Source organism: Nocardioides rotundus (assembly GCF_019931675.1).
Classification (GTDB): Bacteria; Actinomycetota; Actinomycetes; order Propionibacteriales; family Nocardioidaceae; genus Nocardioides; species Nocardioides rotundus.
The window spans coordinates 4,013,598-4,028,118 of sequence record NZ_CP082922.1; the positions used below are offsets into that span (position 1 = coordinate 4,013,598).

At 67.9% G+C, this 14,521-nt stretch carries 16 protein-coding genes; 2 read left to right on the forward strand and 14 right to left on the reverse strand.

What is annotated here, in order from left to right; translation table 11 throughout:
* Positions 1–338: 338 nt before the first annotated feature.
* From K8W59_RS19730 to merA, 4 genes are all read right to left on the reverse strand, one after another.
* Complete coding sequence (locus K8W59_RS19730) at positions 339–1,298, reverse strand: cytochrome c biogenesis CcdA family protein (RefSeq protein WP_179530395.1); 960 nt, start codon at positions 1,296–1,298, stop codon at positions 339–341.
* On the reverse strand, positions 1,298–1,783 hold the full coding sequence (locus K8W59_RS19735; protein ID WP_179530396.1) for a TlpA family protein disulfide reductase: 486 nt from the start codon (positions 1,781–1,783) through the stop codon (positions 1,298–1,300). The genes K8W59_RS19730 and K8W59_RS19735 overlap by 1 nt, the downstream gene beginning before the upstream one ends.
* A 425-nt stretch (positions 1,784–2,208) precedes the next feature.
* Entirely contained in the window at positions 2,209–2,868 is a 660-nt protein-coding gene (merB, locus tag K8W59_RS19740; RefSeq protein WP_179530397.1) for an organomercurial lyase MerB, read from the reverse strand.
* Between the two features lie 50 nt (positions 2,869–2,918).
* Positions 2,919–4,343, reverse strand: coding sequence for a mercury(II) reductase (merA, locus tag K8W59_RS19745; protein WP_179530398.1), 1,425 nt, complete (start codon positions 4,341–4,343; stop codon positions 2,919–2,921).
* A gap of 102 nt (positions 4,344–4,445) precedes the next feature.
* Here merA and K8W59_RS19750 point away from each other — a divergent pair, with 102 nt between their 5' ends.
* Together K8W59_RS19750 and K8W59_RS19755 are read left to right on the forward strand one after the other, a co-directional pair.
* Positions 4,446–4,835, forward strand: coding sequence for a heavy metal-responsive transcriptional regulator (locus K8W59_RS19750; RefSeq protein ID WP_179530399.1), 390 nt, complete (start codon positions 4,446–4,448; stop codon positions 4,833–4,835).
* 278 nt (positions 4,836–5,113) lie between these two features.
* A complete protein-coding gene (locus K8W59_RS19755; RefSeq protein ID WP_223396683.1) occupies positions 5,114–5,707 on the forward strand; it encodes a sulfotransferase family protein in 594 nt (197 codons plus the stop codon).
* A 577-nt stretch (positions 5,708–6,284) separates the two neighbouring features.
* On the opposite strand, the gene K8W59_RS19760 is transcribed toward K8W59_RS19755, so the two are convergent.
* The 10 genes from K8W59_RS19760 to K8W59_RS19805 form a co-directional block, all read right to left on the reverse strand.
* On the reverse strand, positions 6,285–6,887 hold the full coding sequence (locus tag K8W59_RS19760; protein ID WP_223399972.1) for an energy-coupling factor transporter transmembrane component T family protein: 603 nt from the start codon (positions 6,885–6,887) through the stop codon (positions 6,285–6,287).
* Complete coding sequence (locus tag K8W59_RS19765; protein WP_223396684.1) at positions 6,887–7,579, reverse strand: energy-coupling factor ABC transporter ATP-binding protein; 693 nt, start codon at positions 7,577–7,579, stop codon at positions 6,887–6,889. The genes K8W59_RS19760 and K8W59_RS19765 overlap by 1 nt, the downstream gene beginning before the upstream one ends.
* Positions 7,573–8,700, reverse strand: coding sequence for a thiolase family protein (locus K8W59_RS19770; protein WP_223396685.1), 1,128 nt, complete (start codon positions 8,698–8,700; stop codon positions 7,573–7,575). Before K8W59_RS19770 ends, K8W59_RS19765 begins: the two co-directional genes overlap by 7 nt.
* A gap of 14 nt (positions 8,701–8,714) precedes the next feature.
* Positions 8,715–9,707, reverse strand: coding sequence for an AMP-binding protein (locus tag K8W59_RS19775; protein WP_223396686.1), 993 nt, complete (start codon positions 9,705–9,707; stop codon positions 8,715–8,717).
* Entirely contained in the window at positions 9,694–10,302 is a 609-nt protein-coding gene (locus K8W59_RS19780) for a biotin transporter BioY (protein ID WP_223396687.1), read from the reverse strand. Before K8W59_RS19780 ends, K8W59_RS19775 begins: the two co-directional genes overlap by 14 nt.
* A gap of 108 nt (positions 10,303–10,410) precedes the next feature.
* Complete coding sequence (locus K8W59_RS19785) at positions 10,411–11,211, reverse strand: SDR family NAD(P)-dependent oxidoreductase (protein WP_223396688.1); 801 nt, start codon at positions 11,209–11,211, stop codon at positions 10,411–10,413.
* A gap of 54 nt (positions 11,212–11,265) precedes the next feature.
* Positions 11,266–12,039, reverse strand: coding sequence for an SDR family NAD(P)-dependent oxidoreductase (locus K8W59_RS19790; RefSeq protein WP_223396689.1), 774 nt, complete (start codon positions 12,037–12,039; stop codon positions 11,266–11,268).
* 52 nt (positions 12,040–12,091) lie between these two features.
* Positions 12,092–12,748: a CoA transferase subunit B gene (locus K8W59_RS19795; RefSeq protein ID WP_223396690.1), complete on the reverse strand. Its 657-nt coding sequence runs from the start codon at positions 12,746–12,748 to the stop codon at positions 12,092–12,094.
* Entirely contained in the window at positions 12,745–13,512 is a 768-nt protein-coding gene (locus K8W59_RS19800; protein WP_223396691.1) for a CoA transferase subunit A, read from the reverse strand. Before K8W59_RS19800 ends, K8W59_RS19795 begins: the two co-directional genes overlap by 4 nt.
* A 61-nt stretch (positions 13,513–13,573) precedes the next feature.
* Positions 13,574–14,515: a BKACE family enzyme gene (locus K8W59_RS19805; RefSeq protein WP_223396692.1), complete on the reverse strand. Its 942-nt coding sequence runs from the start codon at positions 14,513–14,515 to the stop codon at positions 13,574–13,576.
* Positions 14,516–14,521 lie beyond the last annotated feature (6 nt).

The window sequence follows — 14,521 nt, forward strand, 5'->3', positions numbered from 1 at the left end:
CTACCCTTCAGGTACGTGCTGACGAGCTCGATCTGCCCGCCGCGCGCGCGGGCGGCAAGTCGGGGCCGAAGCGCCGCGGTGCAGCATCCACGCTGCGGCGAAGAGCGCGGCAGCGCCGAGGAAGAACGGCCAGGACGCGGGCCCGTCCACGCTGGCCCCTGCGGCAGCCGTACCGGCGCCGGCCACGGCCAAGGGGGCGCCACAGCAGAGGCCGAGCATCGCCAACCCTGCTCCGATGAAGGCGGCCACAGCGCCGAGCCCTGCCGCGATGACCGCGAACAGCCGCAATGTGAGACGGCCGGCGGCTCCGGCAAGGTGGGGTGAGGTGGCTGTCGGCCTCACCGCGAACGGCCCTCGCGACGATCCTGGTCGCGCGCGGGTGTCTGCGGTCTTGTGAGCGCGGGGGCGCAGCAGCCCTCGGGATCGGTCACCATCGGATCCGCGGCCTCCCCCGGGTCGGTGATGCGGCGGGTTCGGTGGTGGTGAATGACCACCGCGAGCGCGAGCAGGACGGCTCCCGTCGCGGACAGGGCGATGAGCGTGCCGTGGGCTTGCACCCAGGTGGCGGCGGTGGCGGCGACGCTGGTCAGGCCGGTGCCGCTGGTCGCGCGGTCACCCGTCACTGCGGTCGGGTACCAATACCAGATGAGGTAGGTGCCGGTGACCGCGAGGACGATCGCGGTGAGTGTGGGGCCGTACCGGGCCAGGGAGGCCGTGCGCCGGGTGAGGGCGGTGCCGGCGATGGCGGTGGCGATGGCGAGGAGCAGCAGGACGGTGGCTGCCCCGGCGGCATAGACGGCGAAGACCACGATCAGGCCGGTGTAGGTGGCGGTGGCCTGGGCCTGAGCGATGACCGCGAGGAGCACCCCGAAGGTGCACGATAGCGAGGCCCCGGCGAACCCGACGCCGTAGGCGACCGATTGGCCCACCCCGTGGCCTCGCGCTGCGGGCTTCGCGCCGATGCCGGGCAGACGGAGGCCCAGTGAGCGACCGGTGAGCATCGCCCCCGCGAACAGCAGCAGCACCACTCCTGTGGCCAGCCCGAGCCAGGGCGCCGCTTTGATGACCGCGTGGGCTCCGGCGCTCACGATGAGTCCGACGGCCACCAGGGTGCCGGCGAACCCGATGGTCAGCGCGACTCCGGACGGCAGGGCCCGGGCTAGGCGGCCCGCCAGGGCGGTGTGGTGGGTGGTGTCTCCCAGGGAGAGGGTGATCCAGGCGGGCAGGAGCGCGAACCCGCAGGGGTTGACGGGGGCCACCATGCCGGCGGCGAAGGCAAGCGCAAGCAGCCCGCCCATCAGCCCGTCACCTTGTCCAGCTCGGCACGGATCTTCTCGGCGTTGGGCTCCACGCCCCGGAAGACCACCTTGCCGTCGGGGTCGACGATTACCACGGTGCTCAACTGGGTGACCCCGTAGCGGGCGGTCAACGTGCCGTCGGGGTCACTGGCGTAGGCCAGGGCGGTGGCGTCGTAGTCCTTGAGGAATCCTTCGATGTCCTTGGACGTCTCGTAGGCGGCCACGTCGATGACCCCGAAGTCCGCCGCCTTGGGATCCTGGGCCCGCGCCTGGGCCAGGGCGTTGGCGGTGGGTCCGCAGCCGCCGCACTCGACGGAGAAGAACAGCAGCACGCTCGGACGCTCACCGGGCAGCGTGATGGAGCTGCCGGCGATGGTGCGGGCGGTGAAACCTGCCGTGGAGGCGCCTCCGTCACCTGCCGGGGAGGGGTTGTCCTTGGTCAGGCCTCCGCAGGCGGTCAACAAGACGGCGAGCACGCTGATCATGCCCAGCGCAGTGAATCGGCGCCGAAATGGGCGGGCGCGGCGAGCAGTACCGGTGCGATCGGGAGTGTCAGTGGGGTGCACTGGTCAGCGGCCCTCTCCTCGGGCGCGGCCCGGCGTGGATTCGTTGCGGGACGGGTCGGGTGCGCAGCAGTCGTCGTTATCGCGCTTGTGCCGTCGTGGGACGGCCAGCACCGCAACGACGACGAGCAGGACGCCTGCCGCAATCACCCACGGGCTGCGAATGAACCCGCCAATCCCAGCGAGTGCTCCGCCGGCGATGAGGAGGGGAAGGGCGCAGCAAGCGACCATGAGCAGCCCGGCTCCGGCGGCCATGAGCAGGCCACCGCCACCTGGTTGGTTGTCGCGGTTTGATGTCATGGGTGTTCCTCTCTCGTTCTCTCGTCGGCCCTCTCGTCGGCCTTGTGTCAGCAGCAGTGGGGGTCCTCGGACCCGGTCGGGTCGGCCTGGAGGCGGCCAAGCAGGCTGGCGGTGAGGGCGGCGCCGAGTTGGAAGGCGTCGGCCACGGTGACCACTTCGGCTTCGGGGTGCCCGGCGAGCCAGCCCGCCGCGTCCTGGGGGGAGGTGAAGTAGTGCACCTGGTCGCAGAACGAGGAGCGGATCGAGGTGATCTCGTCGGGGTTGACCAGGGACACCACAGCCGTGGAAGGCTCGACGCTGGTGACACCGCCGGCGGGGTCAACGGCCACCCGGATCGCGCCACCGCCGACCGGCGAGACCGACTCGATGCGGGCGGCGCGTTCGAGCAGGGCGGGGAACATCAGGGTGTCGAGGGCACACCAGGTGTAGAGCTCCTCGCCGGCCACGGTGAACCGGTGCGCGGTGGGGCGCAGGGTGAGGCCTTGGCCGATGATCCGGCCCTGGTCGTCGTACTCGGTGTCCGGCACGGCGGCCAGACCACGGCGCACGTCGTCGACGGTGCGGCCGGATGCGGCGGCGAGTTGCTCGAGGGTGACGGGGTCGCCGTCCACGAGCAGCCGCAACAGCGGGACGAGCAGGCCTGCGTCCAGGCCGGTCTCCTCGGGTCGGGTGAGTCGGTCGGTCAGGTCGGTGCTGAGGTTCGACACGTGCGTTGGCTCCGTTCTTGTCGGGGTGAGAGTGCCCTCGGGTGCGGGGGTCAGGCGCAGCAGGACAGCTTCGAGACGTCGGCGCCGAAGGCCTTGGCGGCGATCCGGATGCCCTCGGTCATGGTCAGGTAGGGCGCCCACGCCTCGGCGACCTCGGTGAGGGTCTTGCCCAGGACGTGGACGCCGGCGGCGGCGAGCTCGCCTGCGTCCTTGGCGACCGCGGTCAGACCGAGGATCTCGCCGGTCTCGGCGTTGGCGACCAGCTTGATGAACCCGCGGGTGTCGCGGTTGACCAGCGCCCGCGGTACGTAGTCCAGCGGTAATACCCGGCAGTCGCAGCGGATCCCGGCCTCGAGGACCTGGGCCTCGGTCATCCCGACTGCCCCGATCGCGGGGCTGGTGAACGTCACCCTCGGCAGCCGGCTGTAGTCGACGGACCGGTCGGCGGCGCCGAATGCGTTCTCGGCGACCATCGTGCCGTGGTGGGCAGCGACGTAGACGAACTCGGGGTGTCCGGTCACATCGCCGGCGGCCCAGATCCGCGGGTTGGAGGACTGCAGTTGGTCGGTGACAACGATGTGGCCGGCCTCGCCGGTCTTCACCTCCACCGCGTCGAGGTTGAGGCCGTCGGTGACCGGACGCCGTCCGAGCGCGACCAGGACCTGGTCGGCGCGGAACTCCTGCACGCCCCCGGACACCTCGGCGGTCACGACGACCTGCCCCGTAGCCCCGTCGCGGGTGACCCGGCTCAGGACGGCGCGGCGGACCACCCGGATGCCCTCGTCAGCGAAGACCTCTTGCAGCGCCTTGGAGACCTCCGGCTCCTCCTTCGAGGCCAGCCGCGATCGCACCAACATGGTCACCTTGGAGCCCAGCCGGGCGAACAGTTGGGCCTGCTCCAGGGCCACGTAGCCGCCGCCGAGCACCAGGAGCGACTCCGGAACCTCGGTCAGTTCCATCGCCGTGGTCGAGGTCAGGTAGCCGACCTCCGCCAGGCCGGCGGTCGGCGGGGCCCAGGCCTGGGCGCCGGTGGCCACCAGGTAGTTCTCGGCCTCGATCACCTCGACTCTGCCCTCGGCTGCGGTGACCTGGAGGGCCGGTGCGTCCGGGGTGCCGGTGAAGCTCGCCTCACCTTGGCGGACCTGCCAGCCGTAGGCGTCAGCCACGTCGACGTACTTCTCGCTCCGCAGGGCCTCGACCAGACCTTCCTTGCCGCCGATCAGGCCCGGCATGTCGACCGCGGAGGCGGTGGTGGCGATGCCGGGGAACCGGGTGCTCGCGTCAGCGGCCACATGGCGGGCCTCGGCCGCGGCGATCAGCGCCTTGGACGGCACACAGCCGGTGTTCACGCAGGTGCCGCCGAACGTGCCACGCTCGACCATCACCACCGACTTGCCGAGCGTGGTCGCGCGGATGGCGGCGGCGAACGCCGCCCCACCCGACCCGATCACCGCCAGGTCATACCTCGAACCCATGCCAGTACCTCCCCGGTCCGTTGAGAAACTCCCTTGATGCGGCGATACTGGACCTTCCAGTACAGGGGAAGGTCAAGGGAGACCTGCGACACAGGAGGCGCGATGCGGATCGGGGAGATCGCCGACACGGCCGGCACCACCACCAAAACGCTGCGGTTCTACGAAGACCAAGGGCTGCTCCCGCCGACCGAGCGCACCCCGGCCGGCTACCGCGACTACACGCCCGAGACCGTCGCCCGGATAGATTTCATCCACCGCGGCCAGGCGGCCGGACTCACGCTCGCCCAGATCCGACAGATCCTCGACATCCGCGATCGAGGACAAGCACCCTGCGACCACGTCCGCGACCTGCTCGACGCACGTCTGACGGAAATCGAGCAACAACTCGCCGGGCTCGCCGCGCTGCGCGACACCATCGCCGAGCTACGCGACCAAGCGGCCCGGCCCGAACCCGAGTCCTGCAACCCCGACCAGGTCTGCCGCTACCTGTAGGCCGGCGGCTGTCAGGTCGCTAGTTGCACAACACAAGAGCGCCAGCCGATGCGCACGCTTTCCGGATGGGGCATGGTCCCGCGAAGCGTCCGGTACGGAATCGTCAATATGCAGCGTGACCGGTGCGGCACGCCGACACTTTCGGAGCGCGAGCTTGAGACGGTCCGCGTCGACCGTGGCCGGCCACCGATCCCCTGTGGGACAGGGGCAGCGTCCGTTGCACACCTCGCGAGCTCGTACCGGACTCGTGGCAAAGCCCGTTCGGGCACAATGACGGCATGCGTGTCATCGGCGCGAGTTGGGGTCGGACCGGTACGACGTCGGCCGCGGCTGCTCTAGAGCTGCTCGGCCTCGGCCCCTGCTTTCAGATGCAGGATGTTTGGCCGCATCCGGAACTGGCACGGCTGTGGAACGAACACCGTGCTGGCCGGCACGTCGACTGGCCGGTTGAGTTGCGCGAATACGAGTCCTGCGTCGACTGGCCGGGCTGCTGGCAGTGGCGCGAGTTCGCCGAGCTGTGGCCAGCGGCGCACGTACTGCTGACTGTGCGCGATGCCGAGTCCTGGTACGACAGCGCGCTCGGTTCGATTCACGAGTGGACGGGACCGGGCCGGGACGTGGGACCCCCGGAAGTCGCCGAGCTGCTCGCGGCGGTATGGGACGAGCACTTCGGCGGCTGGGAGGGTTTCCTCGACCGGGAACACGCGATCGCGGCGTACGACGCTCACGTCGAGGACGTGCGTCGCACCTGTCCTGAGGGCCGCCTCATTGAGTGGCGGGTCTCCGACGGTTGGGAACCCATCTGCACCGCCCTCGAAATCCCCGTTCCTGGCGTAGCCGTGCCACATCTGAACGCGCGAGACTCCGCCTGACTTGTCTGTCCCGCACGTCGATCCTCAACCGGAGCACCGCGCCGCACGAGGTGGGTGCTCTCACCGCGTGGCTGGCTCCTCTCGTCTCTCGCGCCTGCGGCCTGACACTGCTCTGTTCTGCGTGCCCTCACGGCTGCGTTCCCCGGCCGCAGGCAGCCGACCGTGCTTACCAGCGTGTAGCTCAGCCGTCACCGCACCCAAGTCCCGAAAATCGACCGCTCTTGTAGATCTTGACAGTGACAGCCAGTTGTCAATTGTCGAGATGCAGCGAAGACTGACGACCGAGCCGCGGTGACCTTTGACGAGACGTCCCTGATCCGCGAGTCCCGTCAAAGAAGGTGCCAGGCTGTCAGGCGTCGCTCGCCCGGCCCCGACTTGCGGCGCAGGCGCTTGAAGGTCAGCCTCGGCGTTGGTCAATTGCGTCTGCCCGTGTCTGGCGCTCGGTGAGAGGCGGCGGGGGATCGTCCCAGGTTCGGCCATGGCGGCTCGATCGGCTAGCGCGACACCGCATGCCCGGGTTGCCGGCTGAGGGGACTCTCCCAGCGGCCCTCACGTCACCAACTGCGATGGCACAGGCTCAATCGTCGTAGCCACGGGCAGCCAGTGCGTCCCCGATCTCGTCGGCGCGACGCAGAGTGCCGAGGATGAGCGGCACCGCGGACGCGCGTGGGCTGATGGTCTGTCCCCGTGCCTGCTGGGCCTCTCTGACTCGGGCTGCTAGTTCGGCCACCAGGGGCACTGCCCGGATCGCGAGGCTGAGCATCAGGCCGATGGACTCGGGGTGGATGCCAAGGAAGCGGACGCGTCGGCTAAGCCGGACGACGACGTCGACGAGGTCACTGGTTCGGGTGGTGAGCGTGACCAGGTTGGCGAGCAGCACGAGCGCCACGATCACGCCCACGATGACGAAGGCGCGTGGCCAGCCCATGATGAGGGCTTGGAAGAGTCCGAGCGCCAGGATGACCCACACCAGCGGACGCAACGACTGCAGGACCGCGCGGGCGGGAACTCTCGCAACCACGTATCCGAGTAGGACACACCCGAGTGCGGTCGTGGTCTGGGTCGGGGTCTGGACGAGGATGGAGCAGCCACCGGCAGCGAGGAGTATTGAGAGCTTGAGGCCCGCGGGCAGCCGGTGGAGGACTGAGTTGCCGGGGCGGTACAGGCTGGCGTGCATCATCACGCGTCAACCCGCATCAGTGCGCGGTAGAAGGCAACCGCCTCTGCAGGGGGACCGTCGTGAACGAGGCGCGTCTGGTCGAAGACGAGTACGCGATCGAAGTCGGCGAGCAGGTCAAGATCGTGGGTCACCATGACGACCTGTTGCGGCAGGCTGGAGACCAGGTCGGCGAACATCTGGGTGTTCCGGAGGTCGAGCAGCGTGGTCGGCTCGTCCATGACGAGCAGGTCGGGTTCAGTGATGAGGATCGAGGCGAGCGCAAGCAGTTGCTTTTGGCCTCCGGACAGCAGATGGGCAGCGTGCTCGGCGTGCCGATCGAGGCCGTAGGTGGCCAGCTGGTCATGGACCCGTGCGGCGATCTCGGCCTTCGACCAGCCTCGACGGCGGAGGCCGAAGGCGACGTCCTCGGCCACAGTCGGCATCACGATCTGCGTGTCCGGGTCGGTGAAGCAGAACCCGACCTTCTTGCGGATCTGACGTCCGTGACGGCTGGTGTCAAGCCCGCCGATCTTCACGGTTCCCGCGGAAGGAATCACGAGCCCGTTGAGCATCCGAGCGAAGGTCGACTTTCCTGACCCGTTGGCTCCGATGACGGCGACGCGCCGCTCGTCCAACCTAACGCTCAGATCGTCCACCACCGGCTCGGCTCGGCCCGCGTAGCGGTGGGAGACGTCCTTGATGTCGATCAGCATGACCCCACCACCGACTCCACCACCATGGCGACGCCCAAGCCTCCGCCGGCGGCGATGGCGGCCAGGCCATAACGCCCCGCCCGCCTGGTGACAAGCTGGGAGAACAGCCGGACCGCGAGCACCGCACCAGACGCACCCCAGGGGTGCCCGAGGGCCAACGCACCGCCTTCGCGGCACACACGAGCCGGGTCCAGGCCGAGCTCGTCACAGCATGCCAGCACCTGGCCCGCGAAGGCTTCGTTGAACTCGATGACGTCGATCTCCTCGAGGCTGATCCCAGCCTTGTCGAGCGCGGAATACGCCGCAGGGACGATTCCACGCCCCGGGCGCGCGGCTGGGACGCCAACCGTTGCAGTGCTCAATATGCGGAGTCCGGGCAGCGCCAGGCCCTGCTGCATCTCGGCACTGACCACAGCCACGCCCGCGGCGCCGTCGCTGATACCGCACGAGTTGCCGGCCGTCACCGTCCCCTCAGATCGGAAGGTTGGCTTGAGCCGCGCGAGACGCTCGACCGTGAGCCCTGGCCGGGGCCGATCGTCGCGCTCGCACCCGCCGACAGCGACGATCTCCTGGTCGAAGGCGCCCGCGCTGCGAGCCAACATCGCGCGGGCGTGCGAACCGGCCGCATAGGCGTCCTGACGCATCCGCGAGATGCCTGCCTCGGCGGCCAGCAGGTCGTTGGCCATGCCCATGTCCAGGTCGTCCTGCGGCGGAGCGAACGCGGCGCGGTGGTACCGAACCGGCTCGCCACCGTCGACAGGTGGCCAGAACTTCCAAGGGGCAGTACTCGCCGACTCGACCCCACCGGCAAGAATGACTCGAGCACCACTGCCCACCATCTGTGCAGCGATATCAATTGCGGCCAGACCACTCGCGCATTGCCGGTCGACAGTGAGTCCCGGAACGCGGGAGGGCATCGATGCCGATAGTGCCGCGTGGCGAGCCACATTGCCTCCCGGCCCCGTGCAGTTGCCGAGAATCACGTCATCGACGTCACCCGGGTCGAGGCCCAGGTCACAGATGAGAGTCCGCAGGACCGGCGCGCCGAGTTGCTCGACCGTCAGGTGGGACAGAGAGTGGCCAGCGCTGCCGATCGGCGTCCGGGCGGCGGCGATGATCACGGGGGGCTCGTCAGTCACGGTCGGAGGCTTGCTGTCATCGTCGCCACCGCGCTTCGGTCGATCTTTCCGTTGCCCGTCAGCGGCAGCGGGTCGATGTGCAGCCAGCGTCGCGGCCGCTGAGGCGGGTCAAGCAGTTGGCGTGAGACGGTCCGCAGGCTCTGCATGTCATCTCGGCGAGAAACCACGGCGACCACGACCTCCCCGAGGTCACTGTGCGGAACCCCGAGCACGACCACCTCGCCTGTCGCATGGCGTCGCAAGAGGTGTTCGACATCGGCCACGAGCACGGTAGTTGCACCGGTCGTGATCCCGCCCGCTCTCCCGAGAACCGTGACGAGGCCGTCCTCGACCCGGCCGCGGTCTCCAACGGTCACCCAGCCATCAGCGTCGCGACGGAGCAAATGGTCGGGCTCTAGGTAGCCCTCGGACACGTAGGGGGACCGGACCCACAGTTCGCCGTCTCGCGCGGCCACCTCCACTCCCGGGAACGGGCGTAGACCGTCGGCGTGCTCACCCCAGGCGACGAACGACAACTCGGCGGCGCCGTAGTAGTGGCTGACCCGAGCTCCCGCGGCACGTGCGGCGTCGTGCGTGGGGCGGTCGAGCCGATCCCCCGCCGTCACCACGTGTACACCGGCGAGGTCACCACGACGCCTCGCGAGTTCACGCCGCAGAGCCGGCGGCGTCATGTGCGCATGGGTCGCTTCCTCCGGCCCGTCCACCAGCTTGGCCCCCGCCCAGTCCGCGTGAACGCCGGCGAAGAGGTTCATCGTCGCGGTTGGTGGGCCAGGGATCCAGACGCGACTGGTGGGGCCGAGCTCAAGCAGACCTGCCGCATAGGGGAACGAGTCCACCCACGAGCGAGTCGTTCGTACCACGGTGCGCGGCCGCCCCGCGGTTCCCGAGGTGGTGAGCCCCAGCAGGCAGCCGTCCCTGTGCGCCTTCGCGAACGCGCCCCTGGGATCAGCAGCGGACCCGAGGACATCGACAGCCTCAGCCCCGGGCATCAGCAGCCTCTGGGTGCTGGTGGAAATAGCCTGCGGGCAGCCGGCCCGGAGATGCGGCGTGCACGCTGCGCGCCACCAGAGCGCACAATACGGCCTTGATCAGGTCGCCCGGCACGAACACCAACGCCGTGGTGATTGCGGTGGCCAGGCCGAGATCGGCCCGCATCATCATCCCGGCGATCCCCAGAACGTTGAGCACCACCACGCCTCCGACCACATTGGCCACGATCCCCCAGCCGACGCGGTACGGCGCACCCACCGCCCAGGTGAGGGCGCCGACGGCGCACGCGGCGATGGGGAATCCGACCAGATATCCCACCGACGGCCCCGCGAAGACGCCGAGGCCACCGCGACCGCCGGCCAGGAGGGGCAGCCCAAGCGCCACGAGGGCGAGGAAGACCACCAATGCGAGGGCGCCTCGGCGCGGCCCGAGGATGGCTCCTGCCAGCATGACGCCGAGGGACTGGGCCGTGATGGGCACAGCGCCGCCGAGGGCCGGAATGGCCGGGACGAGGCCCAAGGCGGCGACGATACCGGCGAACACCGCGACCGTTGCGAGGTCGCGGCCACTAAGTGAGGAGGAGACACGGTTCATGGATTCCACTCCTGGGAACGCGGTCGGGTCGTCTGATGTTGGTGGCGGAGCGGGTGGGTCACCAGATTCGGTCATCGACGGAGGTGGGTCAGGTCGACGCCGTCGAGCTCATGCGGCCGTCATCCCGCCGTCGATAACCAGCGCCGTACCGGTCACGAACTTCGACTCATCGCTAGCCAGATAGAGCACGCCGTAGGCGATGTCATCGGGCTCGCCGAGGTCTCCCAGGGGGTGCAGGGCCGCGGCCGCTTCCCTAGCTGCCGCTGCGTCGCCGGTCCCTTCGAGGAATCCGGCCACCATGGGCGTATCGATGAATCCGGGGCAAATGGAGTTCACTCGGATCCCCTGGCTCGCATACATCATGGCGTCGCCCCTGCTCATGCCGAGGACGGCGCCCTTCGAGGCCTGGTAGACGGAGTAGGGAGATTCGGCGGAGGCTCCGCCCACGAGCCCGTAGATCGACGAGAAATTGATGACGCTGCCACCGTTCGTCATCGCCGGAATGGCGTACTTGGTGGTGTGGAAGATGCCACGTACGTTCACGTCCATAACCCGGTCGTACTCAGCGGTCGTGACCTCGTGGATGGGCTTCTGGATACCCGCGAGGCCGGCACAGTTGACGAGCACGTCGATGCGATTCCAGCGGTCGACGACCTCACCGATCACCTGACGCACGCCGTCCTCGTCGGCGACGTCGACGACGGCGAGAGCTGCCTCCCCACCCATCGACTCGATCGTGTCGACCACCTCCTGGGCTACGTCAGGGTCCCGCTCTGCAACGGCGACCTTCGCGCCATGCTGAGCGAGGAGGATGGCGGTAGCACGCCCGATGCCCCGGCCTGCGCCGGTTACGAACGCCACCTTCCCGGTGACGCGGCCGGCTGAAGCGTTGCTGGTTGCTGTTGTCATGGGTTCACTCCTGTCATGTTTTGATCATGTCTTGGTTCGGGTCTGTCCCGGGGGCTATGGGGTTGCGCCCATTCCTCCATCGACCCGGTATTGGGCCCCGGTGAGGAAGGTGCTCTCGTCGCTGGCCAGGAACACGACCACATTGGCTACGTCGTCCGGTTCGGCATACCGACCCAGCGGGATGCGGCTGGCGAAGTCCTTCTCTGCGGCGGCTGCGTTGTCCGGGCTGAAGCCCGACTCGATCTCCCGCATCATTCTGGTGTTGACCGGGCAGGGGTGGACCGAGTTCACCCGGACGTCATAGGCGGCGACTTCAAGTGCCGCGGTCTTCGTCATGCCGCTCACGGCGTGTTTGCTCGTGATGTAGGGACCCAGATAGAGGGTGCCGTCGAGCCCACCGTTCGAAGACATGTTGATCACGCTGCCGCTCCGCTTCGCGGTCAGGATCGGCAGCACGTGCTTGAGCCCGAGGAAAACTCCTGTGACGTTGACCGATTGGACCCTCTCGAAGTCCTCCACAGTGACCTCGACCAGCGGCTGGATCTTGCTCTCGATCCCCGCATTGTTGAAGAGCACATCAACCGTGCCGAACGCTTCTACGGTCTTGTCGACATAGTTCTTCGTCTGATCCTCCTGGGTGACGTCTGCCTCTACCGTGAGGAGATCTCCCAGTCCGGCAAGCTCTGCCGCCGTCTGCTCGAGTGATTCGCGTGAAAGGTCAACGACCGTGACCTTGGCTCCCTCCTCCAAAAACCGTCGGGCCGTGGCCTTGCCGATGCCGCCGCTTCCGCCGGTGACGATGGCAACCTTGTCCTGGAGACGTCCCATTGTGTTCTCCTCTTGGGTCATGAGTGTCGGTTGGTGTGGCTGTGGGCCGGGTTCATGTGGTCGACAGGTGGGGTTGGGTCTTCTCGCGGACCTCGTCCTCGGAGACGCCGGGAGCGAGCTCGATCAGTCGCAGTCCCCCGACCTTTTCGGTCACGGCATCGGTCGGCGTGACGTCAATGACGGCCAAGTCGGTGATGATGCGCTGCACGACACGCTTGCCGGTGAACGGCAATGAGCAGTCCTCGACGATCTTGTAGGTCCCGTCCTTGGCGACGTGCTCCATCAGCACGATCACTCGTTTGGCGCCATGGACGAGGTCCATGGCGCCACCCATGCCTTTGACCATCTTGCCGGGGATCATCCAGTTGGCGATGTCTCCGTGTGCCGAGACCTGCATCGCGCCAAGGATTGCGGCGTCGATCTTGCGGCCGCGGATCATTCCGAAGCTGGTGGCGGAGTCGAATATCGACGCACCCTTGCGCAGTGTCACCGTCTCCTTGCCGGCGTTGATCAGATCGGGATCGACGTCCTCCTCGGCCGGGTAGGGTCCGACGCCGAGGATGCCGTTCTCGCTCTGCAGCACCAGTTCCACGTCGTCGGCGACGTAGTTGGGCACCAGGGTCGGAAGCCCGATGCCGAGATTGACGTAGGACCCGTCGGTCAACTCCGAGGCCGCTCGAGCTGCCATCTCTTCACGTGTCCAGCTCACGGCCGCACCGTCCTCTTCTCGATCCGCTTGTCCTTGGCCTGCTCCGGGGTCAGCGGAACGACGCGGTGGACGAACACGCCCGGTGTGTGCACCTCGGCGGGGTCGATCTCACCGGGTTCTACAAGGTGCTCCACTTCCGCGATCGTGACCCGGCCGCACATTGCGGCGAGCGGGTTGAAGTTGCGCGCCGTCTGCCGGAAGATGAGGTTGCCGTGCCGGTCGCCCTTCCAAGCTCGCACCAGGCCGAAATCGGCGACGATGGCTTGCTCGAGCACGAACTCCTTGAGCCCATCGTCGGTCTCGAAAGTTCGGACCTCCTTCGCCGGGGAAGCCACCTCGACGCTTCCCTCGGAGTCGTACTTCCAAGGCAGCCCGCCTTCGGCAATCTGGGTACCCACACCGGTGGGGGTGAAGAATGCGGGAATGCCCGAGCCACCGGCCCGCATTCGTTCCGCGAGTGTGCCCTGTGGAGTGAGTTCGACTTCGAGCTCTCCCTGGAGGTACTGCCGAGCGAACTCCTTGTTCTCTCCCACGTATGAGGAGACCATCCTTCGGATCCGGCGCGCGGCCAGCAGTTGGCCCAAGCCGGCGTCGTCGACGCCACAGTTGTTCGACACCGCCTCCAGGCGCTCTGCGCCCTGCTCCAACAGCGCCTCGATGAGCACTGAGGGAATGCCGCACAACCCAAACCCGCCCACCGCGATCGTCGACCCGCTCCGGACGTCGACCACAGCTTCCCTGGCTGTCGTGACCGTCTTGTCCATTCGATCGCCTCCGTTCGCTATGTGTGGTGCTGCTCGATCGGCTCGACCGAGAGTGGACTGGTCAGAAGTCGACGCGATCCGCGCCCTTGAGCGCGAGCATCTCTCTAGCCTCGTCCGGCGTGGCCACCTCGTTCCCGAGGCCCTCGACGATCCCGCGGATCTTGGCGACCTGCTGGGCGTTGGACGAGGCGAGCTCGTGGTATCCGATGTAGAGACTGTCCTCCAAGCCCACCCGGACATTCCCGCCGTTGGCCGCGCACGTCGTCGCGAAGGGAATCTGGTGGCGTCCGGCCGCGAATACGGAGGCCACATGGTCGTCGCCGAGAAGGCGCTGCGCCGTATCCATCATGTGGGTCAGGTGCGAGGCGTGCGCGCCGATGCCGCCCTTGATGCCGAAGATCATCTGCACGAAGAACGGCGGCTTGGCCAGGCCCAGCTCAGCGAAATGAGCCAAGGTGTAAAGATGCCCGACGTCATAGCACTCGAACTCGAACCGTGTGCCGTGGGCCTCGCCGAGGTCGCGCAAGATGCGTTCGATGTCGCGGTAGGTGTTCTTGAAGATGGTGTCGTCGCTGGCGAGCAGGAAGGGCTTCTCCCACTCGTGCTTCCACTCATCATGGTCAGAGTTCGCCATCTGCGAGAAGACGAAGTTCATGCTCCCGAGATTGAGCGAGCACAGCTCGGGCTTGGCTCGCATCGGTGCGGCCAGACGCTCCTCGAGCGTCATCTGCACACTCCCACCTGTGGTCAGGTTGATCACGGCGTCGGTCTCGGCCCGCAGCGCGGGGAGGAACTCCATGAACACGTCCGGGTCTGGCGTCGGTTGTCCGGTCCGGGGGTCGCGGGCGTGCAGGTGCAGCACAGATGCGCCGGCCTCGTACGCCTCCTGACCGGAGCTGATGATCTCCTCCGGAGTGATCGGAAGTGCCGGGGACATGCTCGGTGTGTGGACGGCACCCGTGACAGCGCACGTGATGATCGTCTTGCGTCGGTGGTCGGCCATGACACG